The following is a 14,388-nucleotide window of genomic DNA, read 5'->3' as shown; positions in this document are numbered from 1 at the left end:
CGCCGGGCCGCGGGGGGCCGCGGGGGGCCGCGCCGGGGGCCGCCGGGGGCCGCAGGGGGCCGGGGGGCGGGGTGATGCGGGTGTACGGAGTGTCACCGGGCGTTGCTGGGAGGGTGAAGCCTCGGTTGATTGCGGGAGCGGCCATAGAAATGTCCACGGTGGACGCGTGGCGGAGTGTGGCGAAGGGTACATAGGCCTGCAGGAAGCCCCCGGATAGGAGGACAAGGATGCTCGCCATCATCGCGGCGGCTGTCTTCGGGTTCGCGCTGTTGCTGGACCTGCTCGACACGGACCTCGGCGCGCCGGACCTGTTCAATTGGAACACCCTCGTGCTCATCGGACTGCTCGCGCTAGCGCTGTACTTCGCCGGCGTCGGCCGTGGGCCTAGCACTGGCGGCGGCGGTGGCCGGTGGTATCGCGGGCGCCGGCCGGGTCGCGGTTAGTATCGCCACATTTCGGGCGTTGGAGATCTGGCCGGTAGTGTCTTTCGGTAATGGAGCCCGACGGCCTGTTCTCTATTGCCGACACCGGTGTGCGCACAGCACCTGCCGGGGGCGGCGACGTCGGCGGCTTCACACCTCCGCGCGCCGACTCGCCGCTCCCGGTGCGCATGCGCCCCGCCTCGATCGACGAGCTGATCGGGCAGGATCACCTGCTCGCTCCCGGCGCGCCGCTGCGCCAGCTGGTCAGCGGCGCGTCACCCATGTCGGTGATTCTCTGGGGGCCACCCGGCAGCGGGAAGACCACGATCGCGCATCTGGTGGCGGGCGCCACCGACCGCCGGTTCGTGGCGCTGTCGGCGCTGTCCGCCGGGGTCAAGGACGTGCGCGCGGTGATCGACACGGCACGCCGTGAGCGCCGGGCCGGCGGGCGGCCGACGGTGCTGTTCATCGACGAGGTGCACCGTTTCAGCAAGACGCAGCAGGACTCGCTGCTCGCCGCCGTCGAGGACCGCGTGGTCACGCTTCTCGCGGCGACCACCGAAAACCCGTACTTCTCGGTCATTTCACCCCTATTGTCGCGCTGCGTGTTGCTGACCCTGCAGCCGCTCGACGACGACGCTGTGCGCGGCCTCGTGCGGCGCGCCCTCGCCGACGAGCGCGGGCTGCGCGGCGAGGTCACCCTCGCGCCCCAGGCAGAGGATCATCTGGTACGCCTCGCCGGCGGTGACGTGCGCAAGGCGCTGACCGCCCTGGAAGCCGCCGCCGGGTCGGCTGCCGCGCTCGGGTCGACCGAGATCGACCTGGCCACCGCCGAGCAGGCGGTCGACGTGGCAGCCGTTCGCTATGACCGGGATGGCGACGCGCACTACGACGTGACCAGCGCGTTCATCAAGAGCATGCGCGGCTCCGACGTCGATGCGGCGCTGCACTGGCTGGCGCGGATGCTGGTGGCGGGCGAGGACGCCCGGTTCATCGCGCGACGCATGGTGATCTTCGCCAGCGAAGACATCGGGATGGCCGACCCGAGCGCGCTGTCGGTGGCGACCGCCGCCGCGCACGCGGTCGAGTACGTCGGGCTGCCCGAGGTCCAGCTCAACCTCGCCCAGGCTGTGATCCATCTCGCTACGGCACCCAAGTCGAACTCCGCCACCCGCGCCATCGGCGCCGCCATCGCCGACGTCCGCGCGGGTCGGGGCGGCGGGGTGCCGCGCCACCTGCGCGACAGCCACTACCAAGGCTCGCGCGGGCTGGGGCACGGCATCGGGTACCGGTATCCGCACGACGACCCGCGCGGAGTGGTCACGCAGCAGTACGCTCCGGACGATCTGGCCGGGACCGAGTACTACGAACCGAGCTCGCACGGAGCCGAGCGGGACGTTGCCTCCCGCCTGCCCGTGCTGCGCCGGATCGTGCGCGGCGCCGAGCCCGGCCAGCGGACGAACCAGGAGGAGGCACCGTGAGCAAGGGAGGTGTCGCCTTCAGCGTCGCCCGACCGAGCGAACGTGGAGGCACTGTGAGCGAGGGAGGTGGCGCGGGGGCGCCTGGACTGAGCGACGCGCCGACGAAGTCGTACGTGGCGGGAGAGAAGGCGTCGCCTTCAGCGCCGGCCGACCGAGCGAACCAGGAGAAACAGTGAGCGACGACCGGCGTGGCCGGGGACGCCGCTGGGGTCGGGGAAAGCCTGAGGCGCCTGCCGAAGAGGCGATGCCCGGCGAGGAACTCGGCTGGATCGACGACCTGCGCACCGCCAAGCAGGACGGCTCGGCAATCGGGTCGGCGACGGCGGGTGCGGCCGGGTCGTCCGCGTACTCGAAGCTGCCCACCGGCGACGAAGAAGCCGAAGGCGAGGGCTGGCCCACCCGCCGGCCACCGGAGGAGGAGTCTCCGCGCCCGCCCGCGCCGCCGCAGTCACCAGGTCCTGACGCGCGCTCCGCGGTGACGCAGCCGCGCCCGCCCGCTGCGGCCCCCGCGCCCCCGCTGCCTTCCGGGGCTCCCGCTCCGCCGCGCCGTTTCGAGGGTCCCAGCGACCCGCCCGGTACGCCCGGTTCTCCTGTCGTTCCCGGCCCGGCTGGCACGCGCCACGGCGGGGCCGCCGAACCGCCGATGCCTCGGCATCCTGGCCAGCCCGGCGACCAGTACGCGGAGCCGCCGTCGAGGCCGGGTCCGCAGGGCTCGTTTCCGGGGATCGGCCGGCTGCCGGTCGAGCCGGCGCCGGGTCGGGGCGCGACGCCTCCCGGTCCGGTCCCGCCACCGGCTGGCCCGACCGGCTCGCCGAGCGGACCGCCCGAGCCGATCGTTCCGCTGTCCGGCAACGCGCCCGAGATGCCACTGCCCGGACACGCGCCGGCGGTGCCGCTGTCGGGCAACGCCCCCGACATTCCGCCGCCGACGCCCCCTCGCGCCGGCCCACCCGGCCCGCGTGCGGGCGCGGCCCCCGAGAGTCCGGTCGCGGGTGAGCGCACCGGTCCGCGAAGCCGGTTCAGCGGCCCGGGCCGTGGCGCCGAACCACCCGCCGTTCAGCCGGGCGCTCCCTGGGCGGGCGGCGCGCAGGCCCCCGAGGAGCCGCGCGGCGATCGCCGGGACGGCGCCGCTTCTGGCCCCTGGGACGGCGGCGGCAGGCACGGCACCGGCGACGTGATGGCCGGTGGTCCGCGCGGCGGTGAAGCGCCGCCGCCTGCCCCCGGCGGTCGGCATGGCACGGGCGATGTCTTGGCTGGTGGTGGCGCGCGGGGCGGTGATGGTCCTGGCGGGCGGCGCGGCGACACGCAGTTCGACGGTCCGGGTGGCCGGCACGGCACGGGCGATGTCTTGGCTGGTGGTGGCGCGCGGGGCGGTGATGGTCCTGGTGGCCGGCGCGGCGACACGCAGTTCGACGGTCCCGGTGGCCGGCACGGCACCGGGGATGTCTTGGCCGGTCGCGGCCGGCATGGCGGCGACGCGCCGTCGCCTGGACCGGGTAGCCGGCACGGCACTGGTGATGTCGTGGCCGGTGGCGGCCGGCATGGTGGTGACGCGTCGCCAGACGGTCCCGGCGGCCGGCGCGGCACTGGGGACGTTCTGGCTGGTCGTGGCCGGCAGGGCGGGGATGTGCCGCCGGGTGGCCGGCATGGCACCGGCGATGTCCCGGCCGGTGGCCGGCCTGGTGGCGACGCGCAGTTCGACGGTCCGGGTGGCCGGCACGGCACTGGGGACGTTCTGGCTGGTCGTGGCCGGCATGGTGGCGAGGTGCCGCCGGGTGGCCGGCATGGGACCGGCGACGTTCTGGCTGGTCGTGGCCGGCATGGTGGCGAGGTGCCGCCGGGTGGTCGGCACGGGACCGGCGATGTCCCGGCCGGTGGCCGGCATGGCGGCGACACGCAGTTCGATGGCCCGGGTGGCCGGCACGGCACCGGGGACATAGCGCCGCCGGGTGGCGGCCGGCACGGCACCGGGGATGTGTTGGCCGGGCGTGGCCGGCATGGCGGCGTCGCGCCGCCCGTCGAGCCCGAGGGTCGGCACGGCGGCGATGTCGCGGCCGGTGGCCGGCGTGGTGGCGATGCGCAGTTCGACGGTCCGGGCGGTCGGCACGGCACGGGTGACGTGCTGGCCGGGCGTGGCCGGCCAAGTGCCGGGCGCGGGCCCGGGGACGAGCCGGCCGGTCGGGCCGGGATGCCCGGTGGTCGGGTCGGGGGAGGCCCGGTGGCCGCGCCGCCTCCGGCCGCGCCGCCGGTGGTGCCTGGCCGGCAGGGGGCAGTCCCGCCGCCGGGTGGAGCCGCACGAGTGGGAGGCGCTGGGCGTCCCAACGGGCCGCAGCGGCGGCCGGGCGAGCCGCCCATGGCGCCCGGTGGGCCGCATGGTGAGGTGCCGTTCGCGGGGCCGGGCGGTCCGGCTGGACCCGATCGCCCGCGTTTCCCCGGTGAGCCGTCGCCGCCGCCCGGGCCGCGCTCGCGTGGAGCCGAGCCGCCGGGCGGTCCAGCGGGATCGGCCGGCGGGCCGCGAGCGCGGGGCGGGGGGCTGGAAGCGGGCGGGCCGCGGCCGCGTGGCGGCGGGCCGGAGGTACCCGGTGGCCCCGTCGCCGGAATGGGCATGGCCGGTGGGCCGCCGCTGCCTGGTGCGGGGCCTGAGGCACCGGCTGGTCGAGCGGGCGCAGCCGGTAGGCCGCCGATGCGTGGCGGGCCGCGCGGTGACGCGCCCGAAGGGCCGGGCGGCTTTGGTGGCCCGGGCCGGCCGGGGTTCGGTGGGCCTGAGGGTGTCGACGGTCCAGATGGATCGCGTGGGCCCGGCGGGGCACGGCGGCGCGGTGTTGGAGAGGCGACCGGCGACGTGGCTGGACGGGCCGGCACCGAGGTGCCAGGAGTGCCTGGCGTGCAGCGCGGACGGCCGCAGGGCGGTGGTCCGGCTCGCGGGGCGTACCCGGAGCCGCCGCCGCTGCCGCGCGGTGGTGCGGTGCCGCCGGGGAGTCCGGTCGCGCCGCCCGGGCGTCCAGCCGCGCCAGCGCGGGGTGGGGCCAGCGTGCCGCCGCCGGGTGCGGCGGGAGCGGCTTCTGTGCCAGGGAGCGCCTCGGCGCCCGTGGCCGGGGCGGCGTCCGTTCCCGGGTCGGGGACGGGTCCGGCGTCCGGCGTGCGCGGTGCTGCCGCGGGCGCGGCCTCTGTCGTGCGGGGCCCTCGATCGGCGAGCGACCCTGGAGGTCCTAACGGCCCGGGCGGGCCGGGAGGTCCGAGCGGGCGAGCGGGCGCGGGTGTCTTGCCGGGCGGTGCCGCGGGCGCGGATGCTGCTGCGCGCGGCCCCGGTGCCGCCGGTGTTGTAGCTGGCGGCGCAGGCGGTCGAGGCGCTGGGGGTCCCGCACCGGGCGGCCCTGGTGGGCCGGGTGGCCCTGGGGGCGCGGGCGGTCCCGGTCGTGCCGGCGAGCCTGGAAGCGCAGGCAGGCCAGGAAGTCCGGGCGGGCCCGGAGGCGCAAGCAGGCCCGGAAGCGCGGGTAGGCCCGGCGGCGCGGATGGCCCGAGCGGGCGCGGCGCCGCCAGTGTGGCTGTGGGCTCGGTCGGTGTGGTCGGGTCGGCGGCTGCCGGGGCGGTCGCGGGCGGGGGCGTGGCGGCGGGTGCGGCCGCGGTGGGAAGTGCTTCGGCGAAGGCGCCGGTGGTCGGTGGCGCCGCGGTGGAGGCGGGCAGCCCGGCCACGCGGCCAGCGGTGCCTCAGGCCGCCCCGCTGGGCGTACCCGATGAGGAGCTGGACCCGGACGGGAGCGGGCGGCCGACGGCGCGTGCGGAGGCACGCGACCTGCGCCGGCTGCGGATGATCGCGATCTTGCTCGCGATCCTGGTGTTGCTCGGGGCCCTGCCGTTGTATTTCGGCATCCGCGCGGCGACCCGCGATCCGGTGTTGAACACCCTGGACGGGCTGGATGTGCCGAGCTGGGCGGCCGTGCAGACGGAGGACGCCATCAGTGGCAGCCGGTGGTGCCTGATCGACTGCCGGTTGCGGGAGCGCACCGTGCAGTCGGACGGGACTCCGGACGACACGGCGAAGGCGTACGAGTCGGCGCTCGCGACGGCCGGATGGCAGCGGTGGTCGCCCGCGCAGCTGTGTCCGGAGCAGCCGGTCGAGGGGCAGTACACCTGCTGGCAGCGGGACGAGTTGACCCTGGACCTGTGGGTGCGACCGCCGTCGTGTGCGGCGGAGGCGGCGGCAGCGACCCCGCCAGCGACGGCGCCGGCGACGCCCGCGGCGTGCGACGGTGCGACGGTATCGATCAAGGTGCGCAACGCGATCGACGACGACCGTACGCGGCCGCAACCGAGCACCGATCCGTCGCTCACGGGCGTGGATCCGGACCCGATCTTCACCGACGATCCGCTTCAGGATCCGACACCGTCCCCGTCGTGAGGCCGAGTGCCGTCACTGACGGTAGGGTCTCCACGTTGGCGTAAGACAGTGGCTGGCGGAGGAGGAGACAGTGAGCGCTGGGGAAGTCGCGGGGTTGGTCGCGGCAGGAGCATTCCTGATGCTGGTGCTCGTGCTCGCCGTGCCGATTCTGCGGCTACGGCACACAGTGGACGCCGCTACGCGGGCGATCACCGACCTGAACGACGGCACGGCACCGTTGCTCGACAACGCCAAGTTCACCATTGAAAACGTCAACACCGCGCTCGGTCAGGTGCACACCACGATCGACGGGGTGAACCTGCAGCTCGCCAAGCTCGACACGATGACCGGGCACATCCAGAGCGTCACGGCCAATGTCGCCAACCTGACCACTGTGGTGGCTGCCGCGGCGTCGAACCCGCTGGTGAAGGTGGCGGCGTTCGGATACGGGGTGCGTAAGGCAGCCGCCGCGCGGCGGCACGCCGATGACGAGCGCGAGGTGCGGGCAACGCTGAAGCAGCGCCGCAAGGAGGCTCGGCCGGCCCGCCGGGTCGGCCGCTAAGAGCCCGGAGGAGGATAGGGCCATGAAGCGGTTGCTCTGGTTGGGTATCGGTCTGGCGGTTGGCGCTCTCGTCGTGCGCAAGGTGAGCCAGCGAGCCCAGTCCTATACACCCGCCGGCATCGCGGCCTCTGTGTCGGAATCGGCTGGCGGCCTGGTGGAGTCCGTGCGTAGCTTCGTCGACGACGTCCGGTTGGGCATGGCCGAGCGGGAGGACGAGATCCACGCTGCCATCGCCGAGGGCGTCGAATTTGATTTCGATGACACCTACGACGACACCCAGGAAGGCGCCCGATGAAAACGGCGGAGATCAAGCGACGGTACCTGGCCCATTTTGAGGCCAACGGCCATGCCGTGGTGCCGAGCGCTCCGCTGCCGGCGATCGATGACCCGAACCTCCTGTTCATCAACGCTGGCATGGTGCAGTTCGTCCCGTACTTCCTGGGGCAGCGGACGCCGCCGTGGCGCCGCGCGGCGAGCGTGCAGAAGTGCATCCGCACGCCCGACATCGACGAGGTCGGCAAGACGTCGCGGCACGGCACGTTCTTCCAGATGAACGGCAACTTCTCGTTCGGTGACTACTTCAAGGAAGGCGCGATCAAGCTCGCGTGGGACCTGGTCACCAAGCCGGCGGCGGAGGGCGGGTTCGGGCTCGACCCCGACAAGCTGTGGGCCACCGTGTACCTCGACGACGACGAGGCGATCGCGCTGTGGCGCGAGACGGGCATGCCGGCCGAGCGCATCGTGCGCCGCGGGAAGAAGGACAACTACTGGTCGATGGGCATCCCCGGGCCGGCCGGGCCGTGCTCGGAGATCTACCTCGACCGGGGCCCCGCGTACGGGCCGGACGGTGGCCCGGACGTCGACGAAGACAGGTACCTGGAGTTTTGGAACCTCGTCTTCATGCAGTACGAGATCACCAACGTGCGGTCGAAGGAAGAGTTCGACATCGTCGGTGAGCTGCCTGCCAAGAACATCGACACCGGCATGGGCCTGGAGCGGATCGCGTCGATCCTGCAGGGCGTCGACAACCTGTACGAGATCGATGAGGTACGCCCGATCCTGTCGCGGGCCGCGGAGCTGACCGGCAAGAAGTACGGCGCGCACTCCGGCCACGCGGCGTCCGAGTCGCACCCCGACGACGTGCGCCTGCGCGTGATCGCCGACCACGTACGCACCTCGCTGATGCTGATCGGCGACGGGGTCACCCCGTCGAACGAGGGCCGCGGATACGTGCTGCGGCGGATCATGCGGCGGGCGATCCGGGCGATGCGGCTGCTCGGCTGGCAGGAGGCGGCGCTGCCCGAGCTGCTGCCGGTGGCGCGCGACTGCATGGCGCCCTCGTACCCCGAGGTGGCGCAGGAGTTCGACCGGATCTCGCAGTACGCGTACGCGGAGGAGGATGCGTTCCTTTCCACGTTGCGGGCGGGCACGACGATCCTCGACACCGCTCTCTCGGACGCTCGTTCCTCGGGAGCGTCGGCGCTGTCCGGCGACAAGGCGTTCCAACTTCACGACACGTACGGCTTCCCGATCGATCTCACGCTGGAGATCGCGGCCGAGCAGGGCCTGTCGGTCGACCAGGACGGGTTCCGGCGGCTCATGTCCGAGCAGCGGGCGCGCGCCAAGGCCGACGCGCAGGCGCGCAAGACCGGCCACGCCGACCTGTCCGCGTACCGTTCCGCGCTCGACGCGGGCGGGCCGGTCGAGTTCACCGGGTACCACGAGGTGGCGCGCGAGTCGCGGGTGCGGTCGCTGCTGCGGCCGGACGGTTCCAGCTTGGCGGCCGCCGGTGAGGGCGACGAGGTCGAGCTGGTGCTCGACGCCACGCCGTTCTACGCCGAGGGCGGTGGCCAGCAGCCCGACCACGGCGTCATCAACGTCGGGGGCGGCCAGGTCCAGGTGTACGACGTGCAGCAGCCGCTGCCCGGCCTGTTCGTCCACAAGGCCCGCGTGGTGCGCGGCGAGGTCCGGGCGGGTGAGAGCGGGTACGCCGAGATCGACGTGACCCGGCGCAAGGCGATCTCCCGGTCGCACACGGCCACGCACCTGGTGCACCAGACGATGCGCGAGTTCCTGGGCGAGTCGGCCACGCAGGCCGGTTCGCTGAACGCTCCGGGGCGGTTGCGGTTCGACTTCAACACCCCGGGCGCGCTGCCGGCGAGCGTGCTGCACGACGTGGAGCAGCAGGTCAACGAGGTGCTGCTCGGCGACCTTGAGGTGCGTGCGTTCATCACCTCGCAGGAGGAGGCGCGGCGGCTCGGGGCGATGGCGCTGTTCGGCGAGAAGTACGGCGACGAGGTGCGGGTCGTCGAGGTGGGCGACTACGCGCGGGAGCTGTGCGGCGGCACCCACGTGGCCCGCTCCGGCCAGCTCGGCGTCGTCAAGATCCTCTCGGAGTCGTCGATCGGGTCCGGGGTACGGCGGGTCGAGGCGCTGGTGGGGATCGACGCGTTCGGGTTCCTGGCGCGCGAGCACCTGCTCGTGTCCCGCCTCGCCGAGCTGTACCGGGTGCCCCACGAGCAGGTCGCCGACCGGGTCGAGCAGACGATTACGCAATTGCGCGACGCGGAGAAGGAGCTGGAGAAGATGCGTGCCCAGCTCGTGCTGGGTGGTGCGGCGGCGCTGGCTTCTGAAGCGCGCGACCTGCGTGGTGTGGCGTTCGTAGCCACCGAGGCGCCGGAAGGCGCCGCCGGCAACGACGTGCGGACCCTCGCACAGGAGATCCGCGGGAAGATCGCCGCGGCTCGGCCGGCGGTGGTGGCGGTGGCGGCTCGTGCCAACGGCAAGGCCTCGCTGGTGGTGGCCGTGAACGCGGCCGCCAAGGCGCGCGGGTTGTCGGCGGCCGACCTGGTGAAGGGGGCGTTGTCGGGGCGGGGTGGCGGCAACGCCGACCTGGCCCAGGGCGGCGGCCTGCCGGCGCCGGAGGCGCCGCGCCTGTTGGCGGCGGTCGAGGCGGCGGTGGCCGACGCCTGACAGCGCCTTCGTACGCGGTGCCCGCTTTTCGTCGATCAAGGGCAAACGCACGCGGTTCGATCTCAACGCCGCGTGCGTTTGACCTTGATCCATGCGGAGGTCCTCGATCGGCGGCGCTGGCGCGCCGTGCCCGCTCCCACGGCGTACGCGTGGCCGTGATTGGATCTCAAGGTCGCCGCGTGGGCGCGCTTCCGGCGCGGGCGCGATGTGGCCGCTTCGCGGGTCAGGCGGCGACGGGAGAGTAGACGCCCGGAAGGCGGGGTATGGCGGAGTTTGTGCGCGGTGTCCGTATCGGCGTGGACGTCGGTCAGGTGCGCGTCGGAGTGGCCGTCTGCGACCCGGACGGCATCCTCGCGACGCCTCTTGTCACGCTCCGCCGCGACCCGAATGTGGATATTGATACGCAGCCTTCCGATATCGTTGAACTTGCACAGCTCGTAGATGCGTATCAAAGCGTAGAGGTCGTCGTCGGCTTGCCGGTGACCCTCGCCGGGCGGGACGGACCCGCTGCGGTGCAGGTCAGGGCGTATGCGGACCGGCTCGCAGGTGCGATCAGCCCGGTTCCCGTGAGGCTGTACGACGAGAGGATGTCGACGGTTGCGGCAACCCGTAGGCTGGCCGAACGTGGCGTGCGGGGTAAACGCCAGCGTGCGGTCGTCGATCAGGCTGCCGCCGTAGTGATCCTGCAGGGCTGGCTAGACGCGCAGCGGAGGCGTACGTGATGATCGACGAGCTTGAGCTCGCGTTCGATGATCCCGGCGATAAGGGCCGTCATCGGCGGGGCCGCAGGCGGGCAGGCGACCGCAAGAAGGGCAAGGGCGGAGGCGGCGGCAAAAGCATCATCGCGCTGCTGATGTCCGTGATCCTGCTCGGTGCGCTGGGAGCCGGCGTCTGGTACGGCTTTGACCGGGTGCAGGGATACTTCACGACTCCCGATTACACCAGCGGTGGCACCGGCGAGGTGACAATTCAGGTCAAGAAGGGCGACACGGCCACCGACATTGGCAACACGCTCGTTCAGGCTGACGTGGTCAAGAGCGCCAAGGCGTTCGTCAACGCCGCCAAGGAAAACTCGCGCAGCGCCAACATCCAGCCCGGTACCTACAAGGTGCGCCTGCAGATGCGCGCCACCGACGCGCTCGTGATGCTCCTCGACCCCAAGAACCGCCAGGTCAACGGCCACACCATCCCCGAGGGCCTCTCCGCGAAGGCGACCTTCAAGGAGCTGGAGAAGGACACCGGCATCCCGGCGGCCGAGTTCGAAAAGGCGGCCAAGGACCCCTTGGCGCTGGGCATTCCGGACTGGTGGTTCACCCGCACCGACGGCAAGACGGTTACCCAACCGTCGATCGAGGGCTTCCTCTTCCCCGACACCTACGAGTTCGACGCCAACGCCACCGCCGACAGCATCATTCGCGCGATGGTGCAGCGGTTCCTCACGGTGACCGGCGACATGAAGTTCGCCGAGGCCGTGCAGCCGCTCGGCATCAGCCCTTACGAGGCGCTGATCGTCGCCTCGCTCGCGCAAGCGGAGGCGGGCATCCCGGAAGACCTCGCCAAGGTCGCACGAGTCGCCTATAACCGGCTCTACAAGGACTTCCCCTGCAACTGCCTCGAAATGGACGTCACTGTCAACTACTGGCGCGAGCTCAACGGCCAGCCGCGCAAGGCGTCCAAGGACATGACGCTCTCCGAGCTCAATGACCCGAAGAACCCGTACAACCGCAAGCTCAAGGGCCTCATCCCCACACCGATCGACAACCCCGGCAAGCAGGCGCTGGAGGGTGCGATCAAGCCCACGGGCGGTAACATCTTCTACTTCGTCGCCATCGACAAGGCCGGCAAGTCGGCGTTCGCGGAGACGTCCGCACAACACGAGGCAAACAAGGTAATTGCACGGAAGAACGGGGTTCTTTGATCGAGATCCACCGGGCCGCCGTCCTCGGCAAGCCCATCGCACACTCGCTCTCGCCGGTGATCCACAACGCCGGCTACGCCGCCGCCGGGCTCACCGGCTGGGCGTACACGGCCGTGGAGTGCGCGGAGGCCGAGCTGCCCGACCGCGTCGCGGCGCTCGGCCCCGAGTGGGCCGGGCTGTCGCTGACCATGCCGCTCAAAGAAGCGGCGTTGTCGGTGGCCGCTGAGGTCTCGCCGGTCGCGGCCGCTGTCGGTGCCGCAAACACTTTGGTACGCCGACACGACGGCTCCTGGTTCGCTGACAACACCGATGTGCCGGGCATGGTCGAGGTGCTGGGCGGCATACCCGCGGGCGCGCGGTTCACGCTGCTGGGAGCCGGTGGCACCGCTCGTGCCGCGATCGCGGCAGCCGCGCAGGTGGGAGCCGCCGGCGTAACCGTCGTCGCCCGGCGTCCCGAGGCGATCGACGAGCTGCGTTCCGTGGCCGCCGCTGTCGGCGTACCCCTAGAAGCCGCCGCGTGGGGTGACGTGCCGGCGGCCGACGTGCTGGTCTCGACCGTGCCGCGCGGTGTGGCCGACCCATTGGCCGATGTGATCGCCTGGCGGCCCGCCACCGTGGTCTTCGACGCCCTCTACGACCCGTGGCCGACGCCGCTGGCCGCCGCGGCGGCTGCCGCCGGCTGCCGCGTGGTCTCCGGCCTCGACCTGCTGCTGGCTCAGGCAGTGGGCCAGTTCGAGCAGTTCACCGGGCATACCGCCCCGGTCGCCGCGATGCGGGAGGCCCTGTTCGCCGCCCGCCGCCCCGCCTGAGACACTTTCCTCGTGTTGCGTTGGTTAACTGCGGGTGAGTCGCACGGGCCCGCGCTTGTCGCCGTCCTGGAGGGTGTGCCCGCCGGGATCGAAGTGACGAGCGCCGAGATCGGCCGGGAGCTGGCACGCCGCCGGCTGGGATACGGGCGCGGTGCTCGCATGGCGTTCGAGCAGGACGCCGTCGAGATCATCGGCGGCATCCGGCACGGCCTCACGCTGGGCAGCCCGGTGGCGGTGCGGGTGGGCAACTCCGAGTGGCCCAAGTGGCAGACCGTGATGGCCGCCGACCCGGTTGACCCCGACGAGCTGGCAAACCAGGCGCGCAACGCCCCGCTGACCCGTCCCCGCCCCGGCCACGCCGACCTGGCCGGCATGCAGAAGTACGGGCACACCGACGCCCGGCCGATCCTGGAGCGGGCCAGCGCGCGCGAGACCGCCGCGCGGGTCGCCGTTGGCACGGTCGCCAAGGCGCTGCTGAAGCAGGCCCTCGGCATCGAGATCGTCTCGCACGTGGTCGAGCTGGGCTCGGTGGCCGCCAAGCCGGGCCTGGCGCCGCGCCCCGAAGACGCCGCACGCGTCGACGCCGACCCGCTGCGCTGCCTCGACGCCGAGGCCAGCGCCCGCATGGTCGCCGAGGTCGACGCCGCGAAGAAAGACGCCGACACGCTGGGCGGCGTCGTCGAGGTCCTCGCATACGGCGTGCCGCCCGGCCTGGGCAGCCACGTCCAGTGGGACCGCAAGCTCGACGCCCGGCTCGCGACCGCACTGATGTCGATCCAGGCCATCAAGGGCGTGGAGATCGGCGACGCGTGGATGCAGGCGCGTTCGCGCGGCTCCCAGGCGCACGACGAGATCATCCCGACCGCGAGCGGGGTCAAGCGGGTCACCGACCGGGCCGGCGGCCTGGAGGGCGGCATCACGACCGGCGAGCCGCTGCGGGTCAAGGCAGCCATGAAGCCGATCTCCTCGCTCAACCGCGCACTGTCCACCGTGGACGTCGTGACCGGCGAGCCGGCCACCGCCATCAACCAGCGCTCCGACGTCTGCGCGGTCCCGGCCGCCGCGGTGGTCGCCGAGGCCATGGTGGCGCTGGTGCTGGCCGAGGCCGCGACGGAGAAGTTCGGTGGCGACTCGGTCGTGGAGATCCGCCGCAACCTCGACGGATACCTCGAGCACCTGGTGATCCGCTGATGGCGCCGGCGTGCGTGCTCGTCGGCGTGATGGGTGCCGGAAAGACGACCGTGGGCGAGCTGCTGGCCGCCGACCTGGGCGTCGAGTTCCGCGACACCGACCTCGACATCGAAGCCGCCGCCGGCCGCCCGATCTCCGACATCTTCGTGCAGGACGGCGAAGCGCACTTCCGTGCCCTCGAACGGGCGGCGGTGGCGTCGGCGCTGAAATCGTTCGACGGGGTGCTGGCGCTGGGTGGCGGCGCCGTCCTGGCGGAGGAGACCCGGGCCGCGCTGGCAGGGCACACCGTGGTCTTCCTGTCGGTGGAGCTGGCCGACGCGGTCAAGCGGGTGGGGCTGGGCGCGGGGCGTCCGCTACTGGCGATCAACCCGCGCGCCACCTTGAAACACCTGATGGATCAGCGCCGCCCCCTGTACCTGGAGGTCGCCACCTACACCGTGGCGACCGACGCCCGCCCCGCCGAAGACGTGGCAGCGGAGATCCGCGCGTTACTCAAGACCTAACCCCACCCCAACCCCGCTCCCACCCTGCGCGCTCGCGGCCGTGCGCGCGCCCTGCGCGCTCCCACCCTTGCGCGCTCGCGGCCGTGCGCGCGCCCTGCGCGCTCCCGCCCTTGCGCGTTCGCGGCGCCGCGCGCTCCCGCCCTTGCGCGTT

General features: G+C 72.9%; 12 protein-coding genes. 11 read left to right on the top strand and 1 reads right to left on the bottom strand.

Translation table 11 applies throughout. The features are described 5' to 3' along the window. Positions 1-227: 227 nt before the first annotated feature. Positions 228-443 (top strand): hypothetical protein, encoded by a 216-nt coding sequence (locus V6V89_RS39120; protein WP_334624733.1) that lies wholly within the window; start codon positions 228-230, stop codon positions 441-443. Between the two features lie 50 nt (positions 444-493). Continuing rightward, the gene (locus tag V6V89_RS39115) at positions 494-1,903 is read left to right on the top strand and encodes a replication-associated recombination protein A (protein ID WP_442935306.1); all 1,410 of its coding nucleotides are present in this window, start codon (positions 494-496) and stop codon (positions 1,901-1,903) included. Between the two features lie 448 nt (positions 1,904-2,351). Here V6V89_RS39115 and V6V89_RS39110 read toward each other — a convergent pair whose 3' ends face one another. Continuing rightward, positions 2,352-4,277: a hypothetical protein gene (locus tag V6V89_RS39110; protein ID WP_334624732.1), complete on the bottom strand. Its 1,926-nt coding sequence runs from the start codon at positions 4,275-4,277 to the stop codon at positions 2,352-2,354. Between the two features lie 1,434 nt (positions 4,278-5,711). Between V6V89_RS39110 and V6V89_RS39105 the strand changes: the two genes are divergently transcribed. From V6V89_RS39105 to V6V89_RS39065, 9 genes are all read left to right on the top strand, one after another. Next, positions 5,712-6,302, top strand: coding sequence for a hypothetical protein (locus tag V6V89_RS39105; RefSeq protein WP_334624735.1), 591 nt, complete (start codon positions 5,712-5,714; stop codon positions 6,300-6,302). A gap of 70 nt (positions 6,303-6,372) precedes the next feature. Then, positions 6,373-6,843 (top strand): DUF948 domain-containing protein, encoded by a 471-nt coding sequence (locus V6V89_RS39100; RefSeq protein ID WP_334624731.1) that lies wholly within the window; start codon positions 6,373-6,375, stop codon positions 6,841-6,843. A 22-nt stretch (positions 6,844-6,865) separates the two neighbouring features. Further along, entirely contained in the window at positions 6,866-7,138 is a 273-nt protein-coding gene (locus V6V89_RS39095) for a hypothetical protein (protein WP_334624730.1), read from the top strand. Beyond that, on the top strand, positions 7,135-9,816 hold the full coding sequence (alaS, locus tag V6V89_RS39090; protein WP_334624729.1) for an alanine--tRNA ligase: 2,682 nt from the start codon (positions 7,135-7,137) through the stop codon (positions 9,814-9,816). Before V6V89_RS39095 ends, alaS begins: the two co-directional genes overlap by 4 nt. Positions 9,817-10,079: 263 nt before the next feature. Further along, a complete protein-coding gene (gene ruvX / locus V6V89_RS39085) occupies positions 10,080-10,538 on the top strand; it encodes a Holliday junction resolvase RuvX (RefSeq protein ID WP_334624728.1) in 459 nt (152 codons plus the stop codon). Continuing rightward, positions 10,538-11,734: an endolytic transglycosylase MltG gene (gene mltG, locus V6V89_RS39080; protein WP_334624734.1), complete on the top strand. Its 1,197-nt coding sequence runs from the start codon at positions 10,538-10,540 to the stop codon at positions 11,732-11,734. The genes ruvX and mltG overlap by 1 nt, the downstream gene beginning before the upstream one ends. Beyond that, entirely contained in the window at positions 11,731-12,543 is an 813-nt protein-coding gene (locus tag V6V89_RS39075) for a shikimate dehydrogenase (protein ID WP_334624727.1), read from the top strand. The genes mltG and V6V89_RS39075 overlap by 4 nt, the downstream gene beginning before the upstream one ends. A gap of 12 nt (positions 12,544-12,555) precedes the next feature. Then, positions 12,556-13,734, top strand: coding sequence for a chorismate synthase (aroC, locus tag V6V89_RS39070; RefSeq protein WP_334624726.1), 1,179 nt, complete (start codon positions 12,556-12,558; stop codon positions 13,732-13,734). Further along, on the top strand, positions 13,734-14,237 hold the full coding sequence (locus V6V89_RS39065) for a shikimate kinase (protein ID WP_334624725.1): 504 nt from the start codon (positions 13,734-13,736) through the stop codon (positions 14,235-14,237). The genes aroC and V6V89_RS39065 overlap by 1 nt, the downstream gene beginning before the upstream one ends. Positions 14,238-14,388: the final 151 nt, after the last annotated feature.

The sequence above is a fragment of the Micromonospora sp. CPCC 206061 genome (genome assembly GCF_036906915.1).
GTDB lineage: Bacteria > Actinomycetota > Actinomycetes > Mycobacteriales > Micromonosporaceae > Phytohabitans.
Note: the sequence above shows the minus strand (reverse complement) of the source record. Positions and strands in the feature narration are given on the sequence as shown.